Source organism: Streptomyces niveiscabiei, from assembly GCF_001419795.1.
Classification (GTDB): Bacteria; Actinomycetota; Actinomycetes; order Streptomycetales; family Streptomycetaceae; genus Streptomyces; species Streptomyces niveiscabiei.
Genome location: NZ_LIRL01000149.1, coordinates 1 through 5,105 on the forward strand (window position 1 = coordinate 1; position 5,105 = coordinate 5,105).

The 5,105-nt window shown below is 71.0% G+C and carries 4 protein-coding genes and 3 pseudogenes; 4 read left to right on the forward strand and 3 right to left on the reverse strand.

Annotation, left to right across the window (positions count from 1 at the left end; all coding sequences use genetic code 11):
• Both AOK24_RS08040 and AOK24_RS08045 read right to left on the reverse strand, forming a co-directional pair.
• A pseudogene (locus AOK24_RS08040) lies at positions 1–165 on the reverse strand (DUF2127 domain-containing protein); the annotation flags it as partial.
• A gap of 340 nt (positions 166–505) precedes the next feature.
• Positions 506–982, reverse strand: a complete 477-nt coding sequence (locus AOK24_RS08045; RefSeq protein WP_055719354.1) for a DUF6415 family natural product biosynthesis protein — start codon at positions 980–982, stop codon at positions 506–508.
• A gap of 236 nt (positions 983–1,218) precedes the next feature.
• Here AOK24_RS08045 and AOK24_RS08050 point away from each other — a divergent pair, with 236 nt between their 5' ends.
• Both AOK24_RS08050 and AOK24_RS08055 read left to right on the forward strand, forming a co-directional pair.
• A complete protein-coding gene (locus AOK24_RS08050) occupies positions 1,219–1,962 on the forward strand; it encodes a GntR family transcriptional regulator (protein WP_240553730.1) in 744 nt (247 codons plus the stop codon).
• A 161-nt stretch (positions 1,963–2,123) separates the two neighbouring features.
• Positions 2,124–2,747, forward strand: coding sequence for a 2'-5' RNA ligase family protein (locus tag AOK24_RS08055; protein ID WP_079056712.1), 624 nt, complete (start codon positions 2,124–2,126; stop codon positions 2,745–2,747).
• Positions 2,748–2,844: 97 nt separating this feature from the next.
• Here AOK24_RS08055 and AOK24_RS08060 read toward each other — a convergent pair whose 3' ends face one another.
• A complete protein-coding gene (locus tag AOK24_RS08060) occupies positions 2,845–4,548 on the reverse strand; it encodes an MFS transporter (RefSeq protein ID WP_055719355.1) in 1,704 nt (567 codons plus the stop codon).
• A 135-nt stretch (positions 4,549–4,683) separates the two neighbouring features.
• On the opposite strand from AOK24_RS08060, the pseudogene AOK24_RS50355 reads away from it, so the two are divergent.
• Both AOK24_RS50355 and AOK24_RS45520 read left to right on the forward strand, forming a co-directional pair.
• A pseudogene (locus AOK24_RS50355) lies at positions 4,684–4,877 on the forward strand (TetR/AcrR family transcriptional regulator); the annotation flags it as partial.
• A 2-nt stretch (positions 4,878–4,879) separates the two neighbouring features.
• A pseudogene (locus AOK24_RS45520) lies at positions 4,880–5,105 on the forward strand (TetR/AcrR family transcriptional regulator); the annotation flags it as partial.

Sequence of the window (5,105 nt, forward strand, 5' to 3'; positions counted from 1 at the left end):
CCTCCCCTGCGGCTCCCCCAACGCGAAATCCCCACACCGCAGACACCGCCACGCGTCCCCCAACGCCGTCACCGCCCGCAACCGCTCCGCGAACCGCCCCTCACTCGGCGCATACGTCACATGCCCCTTCCGCGCACACGTCCGCCTGTCCCAGTCGACCTTCATCCCCCGCGCCTCCACGCTCTGCTTGTTCACGGGGCGGGACGCTAGTGGGCGCAGGTGAGAACTCGACGTGAGAACGGCCGCGGCGCGCGGATGGTGGGCTGTGTGCTCGGGGTCGTCCGGCGAACGATCGAAGAGCCGGAGAGAACCGTCCGGCCGTGGTTCGCCGACACGACCGGGCGGGGCCCGAAAAGCCGGAGCCGACCCGGTACGGCCACCCGCGAAGAAAGCGGGGAGCGGTGACGAGAGCTTCAGCCATCGGCGATCCCCCACGCCAGCGCCGTCACGGGGGTCAGCAGGACGGCGAAGTAGGCGGCGGCCAGCAGTCGTCTGCGCCTGTCGCTCACGGACGCGTCCCCCTCGCGCCGGCGACCGCGTCGTAGCACTCCCCCAACGCCACGACGGACCGCGCGAGCCCCCTCACCCGCTCCACCTCCCCGGCCGGCCCCGGCTGTTCGGGGGTGTCGAGGCTGCGCCGGGCCTCGGCGAGGGCACGCGGATCGGCGTCCTGCTCGACCTGCGGAATCAGCCGTACGAGGCCGGCGGCCAGCTCCGTGCCGATCAGCGTCACCGTCTGGTGTCGGGGCAGCGTCTCCTGCGCGAGGAACCAGGCGGCCTCGGCGCGCAGCGCGGGGAGGGTCGGGGACTGGGCCCCCACCGCGCCGTTCTTCGGCTCCGCCCGGCATCCCGGGCAGGCGCACGGCGCGGGCCTGTCGAACAGCGGCTTGGGCGTCCGGGGCGGCTCGGACGGCACGAAGACGGTGCCGTGATCGCTGGTGACGGTGCCGTGGCGGTCGACGGTGTAGACGTGGATCGTCATACCGGGGCCCCGGGAACCGTCCCCGGGCCGATCTGTGGCGTCCAACATGCTGGTGCCCCCTCGCAGTTGAATGACGGCAGGCCACATGCGCGACCGCCGAGCCCTTCAAGACTGTCCTAGGTCAGAAGCTAGCGTGACCTAGGACAGTGCGCCAGCGAAACTTGCACCTTTCCCCCACCCGAATTACCCGTGTCCTAGTACAGTCACCCCTGACCTAGGACACACCTGGAGGCCCCGTGCCGGACACCGACCACCCCTACATGCAGGTCGCGGAACGCATCCGCCGCCGGATCCTCGACGGCGTCCTCAAGGAGGGCGAGAAACTCCCGCCCGTCCGTGAACTCGCCAAGCGGGAAGGCGTATCGGTCGCCACCCTCGGCCGTTCGCTCGACCAACTCCAGGTCGAGGGCTACATCACGACCTCCCGCAAGGGCACGTTCGTCGCCAACGCCCCCGAAGTCGCGCCGAGTTCGTACGACCGGATCACCCGCGTCCTGCGTACAGGATCTGTCCTGGCCGAGGGCGAGACGATGGTCGTGACGGCCGCCGAACTCATCAAGCCGCCGCAGTACGTGGCCGAGATCTTCGACCTCGCCGAGGGCGATCAGGTCGTACGACGGCAGTGGCACACCGGCAGGGGCCAGCAGCGGACCGGCCTGTACGTGACCTGGCACCCGGCCCATTTCGCCGCGGCCGTACCCGAGTTGCTCTCGACCTCCCGGGTCTCCGCCCCCGGCCTGCTCCTGAAGATCCAGCAGGCGACCGGCCGACGGATCAAGGCGGGCCGCGACGACCTCCACGGCCGGGACGCGGACGCCCGCGAGGCGGGTTACCTCGCCGTACGCATCGGTTCCCCCATCCTGGCCGGCGTCCACCGGCTGTGGGACGACGAGGGAGTCATCGAGTACGGCGAGTGGTGCCTGCCGTACCGGCTGGCCGTCGGCTACGAGTACAGCTTCGAGGCCACACCGGACGCCTGACGGAGGGCGACCGCACTCACCGGCCCTGTCACCCGGCGAACTCCTCCGTCAATTCTGGACTCACCTCGGCACCCACGACAAGGCCGTCGCCGCCCACGCCGAGAGCGCACGGCACCTCGCCCTCTCCCGCGACGACGGCGCCGCGTGATGGAATCCGGGGCATGACAGCCGAGACCGCGAGCATGCGCGACCACTGGTGGTGGCGCCCCGGTTGGAGCGTCGGGCGCCGCTTCTACACCTGGCACCTGACCTTCGCAGGACAGACCGACGTACACCGTCTCGCCCGGCAGTACCGAACCGCCCTCGCCCCCTGCGGAGACGCCCTCACTCCGATTCCCGACCGATGGCTTCACCTGACCATGCAGGGGATCGGCTTCACCGACGAGGTCGACGAGAGGGACGTCCGTGCCGTCGTCGCGGCGGCCCGTGGCCACCTCGCCCGCGTCCCGGCCTTCGACGTCCGGATCGGTTCGGCCGTCCTGGACCCGGAAGCCGTGCTTCTGCCGGTCCGACCCGAGGGCCCGGTCCGAGCTGTCCGGGATTCCATCCGGGCCGCGATCGGGGACGTTCTCCCCGAAGTCCCCGAGAAGCAGGCCGGGTTCGCCCCGCACGTCTCCGTCGCCTACAGCGCCGGTGACGGGCCGTCGGAGCCGATCTCCCGCTCCCTCGCCGGCTTCGACCCCACTCCCGCACAAGCGCACATCTCCAGCGCCGAGTTGATCGTCCTGCACCGGGATCATCGGATGTACGAGTGGGAGACGTACGCCGAAGTACCGCTCGCCTGAGCCCAGAAGCCGCGCTGGGACGGAAGAGGCGTGCCGGGACGGAAGAGACGTGCCGCTCCCCTCTGGTGGGAAGCGGCACGTCGGATCGGCCCGGGGGTCAGCGTGCCCCGCTGACGGCGGGTTCCTCAACTTCGGCGGGAGTTTCAGCAACCGTTTCCACAACGCCCTCCTCGCCGGCGCCCTCACTCCCCTTGCGCGGCAGCAGCAACGTCACCGCCACCGTCCCCACCCCCAGGATCGCCGCCCCGATCAGGCTCGTGTGCGCCACCGCGTCCGAGAAGGACGACCCCACCGCGTCCGCCATCTGCCGCGCCCCGTGCGCGAGTTCGGCCGCCTGGGTCTTCAACTGGGCTGCCTGGTGGGGGTCGGTGGCGTGGGCGGCCTGGGCCGCGAGCTGCTGGGCCTTCTCGGCGACGCCCTGCGCGACGGCGTACCCCGCGCCCACCGAATCCTGGGCCGTGGCAAGGGAGTCGGCCGGTACGCCGCTGCCCTTCGCGGCCGTCGACAGGTGGTCGGAGTACGACGTCGCCAGCAGGGAACCGAGGACGGCGATGCCGAGGGAGCCGCCGAGTTCGAGGGACGTGTCGTTGACCGCGCCCCCGACGCCGAGTTCGGACTCGGGGAAGGCGCCCATGATGGCGTCGGTGCAGGGGGAGAGCGCGAGGCCGATCGCGAGGCCGAGGATGACCAACGGCGCGACCAAGTCCCCGTACGTGGACCCGGAGTTGATCTGCGTCAGCAGCGCGAGGGCCGTCGTACCGCCCAGCATGCCCGCTCCGACCGTCCACTTCATGCCGAGGCGCGGGGTGAAGACGGCGGTGAGGGCCGAGCCGGCGAACACCGCGCCGGCCAGCGGCAGCATGCGGACGCCGGTGTCGAACGCGTCGTAGCCCAGGACGAATTGGAGGTGCTGGGTGAGGTAGTAGAAGGCGCCGAAGACCGCGAGGAAGAAGAGGGCGACGGCGAGGTTGGACCCGGCGAAGCGGCGGTTTTTGAAGCGGCGGACGTCCACGATGGGGTGCGGCGTACGCAACTCCCAGACGACGAAGGCGAGGAGGCCCGCCACCGCCACGACCGCGGCCGTGATCGCCTTCGCGTGCCAGCCGAAGTGCGGCCCCTCGATGATCATGTAGATGAGCGCGGCGATCCAGACGACGGACAGCAGGCCGCCGACGTAGTCGATACGGCCCTTGCCGCCCGCCTTGGACGGCGGGACCAGGGCGAGGGCGCCGACGATGGCGAGCGCGGCGATGGGGACGTTGATGAGGAACGTCGAGGCCCAGCCGTGGTGCTCCAGGAGGGCGCCCGCGACGAGGGGCCCGGCGGCGATCGCGAGGCCCGCCGTGGCCGTCCAGAGGGTGATCGCCTTGGCGCGTTCGGCGCGCGGGAAGGTCGCCGCGAGCAGCGAGAGCGTGGCCGGCATGATCATGGCGGCGCCCACGCCCATGATCGCGCGGGCCGCGATGACGGTTCCGGGGGAGTCCGCGAAGTTCCCGAACACCGCGCCGCCGCCGAAGATCACGAGGCCGAGGACGAGGGCGCCGCGCCGGCTGTACTTGTCGCCGATCGCGCCGAGTACGAGCATCAGGGCGGCGTACGGGACGGTGTAGCCGTCGATCACCCATTGCAGGTCGGCGCTGGAAAGTCCCAGGTCACGGGTCATGTCGGGGGCGGCGACCGTGAGGGCCGTGTTGGCCATCACGATGATCAGCAGGCTGAGGCAGAGCACGAGGAGGGCCCACCAGCGGCGTGCGTAGGGCCGCTCCATCTCCTCGACCGGTTGGTTCATGACGAGTCGCATGGGTTCGCCTTCCTCGGAGCTCGGGACGGGGTTGCACATCGTTGAGCAATTGCACAACGATGTGAAAGTTACCCCGACTGCACAGCAGCGTGCAACTCGATCCGTGCACTGCCGCGCAGATCACAGAGAGGCACAATGGCCGCCATGACCCCCGCGAGCCCGCCACCGACCCCGGCCGACACCCACACCCCCCGCACCAGCGCCGCGGGCACCCGTGCCGACGCCAACCGCCGCCGCATCCTCGACGTCGCCCTCGCGGAGCTGCTGCGCGACCCCGACGCCTCGATGGACCAGATCGCACGCGCGGCAGGCGTCGTACGGCGGACCGTNNCCGGGCGCACGAGGGGGTGGACGACCCGCTGGAGGCGTGCGCCCGGTCCCTGCTGGCCGTCTGGACGATCGCTGACCGCTACCGGCTGCTGGTGGCGCTCGCGCAGCGGACGGTCACCATGCAGGGCATCCGCGAGCGGCTCAGCCCCTTGCGCGAGACGACCGTGCGGATGATCCAACTCGCCCTGGACGAAGGGCTGTTCGTCTCACCGCTCAACGCGCCCGCG

What these genes read in the sequence shown, in the direction of transcription:
- AOK24_RS08060 (WP_055719355.1), bottom strand. Translation starts at nt 4,548, where the DNA reads ATGCGACTCGTCATGAACCAACCGGTCGAGGAGATGGAGCGGCCCTAC.
- AOK24_RS08055 (WP_079056712.1), top strand. Translation starts at nt 2,124, where the DNA reads ATGACAGCCGAGACCGCGAGCATGCGCGACCACTGGTGGTGGCGCCCC.
- AOK24_RS08045 (WP_055719354.1), bottom strand. Translation starts at nt 982, where the DNA reads ATGACGATCCACGTCTACACCGTCGACCGCCACGGCACCGTCACCAGC.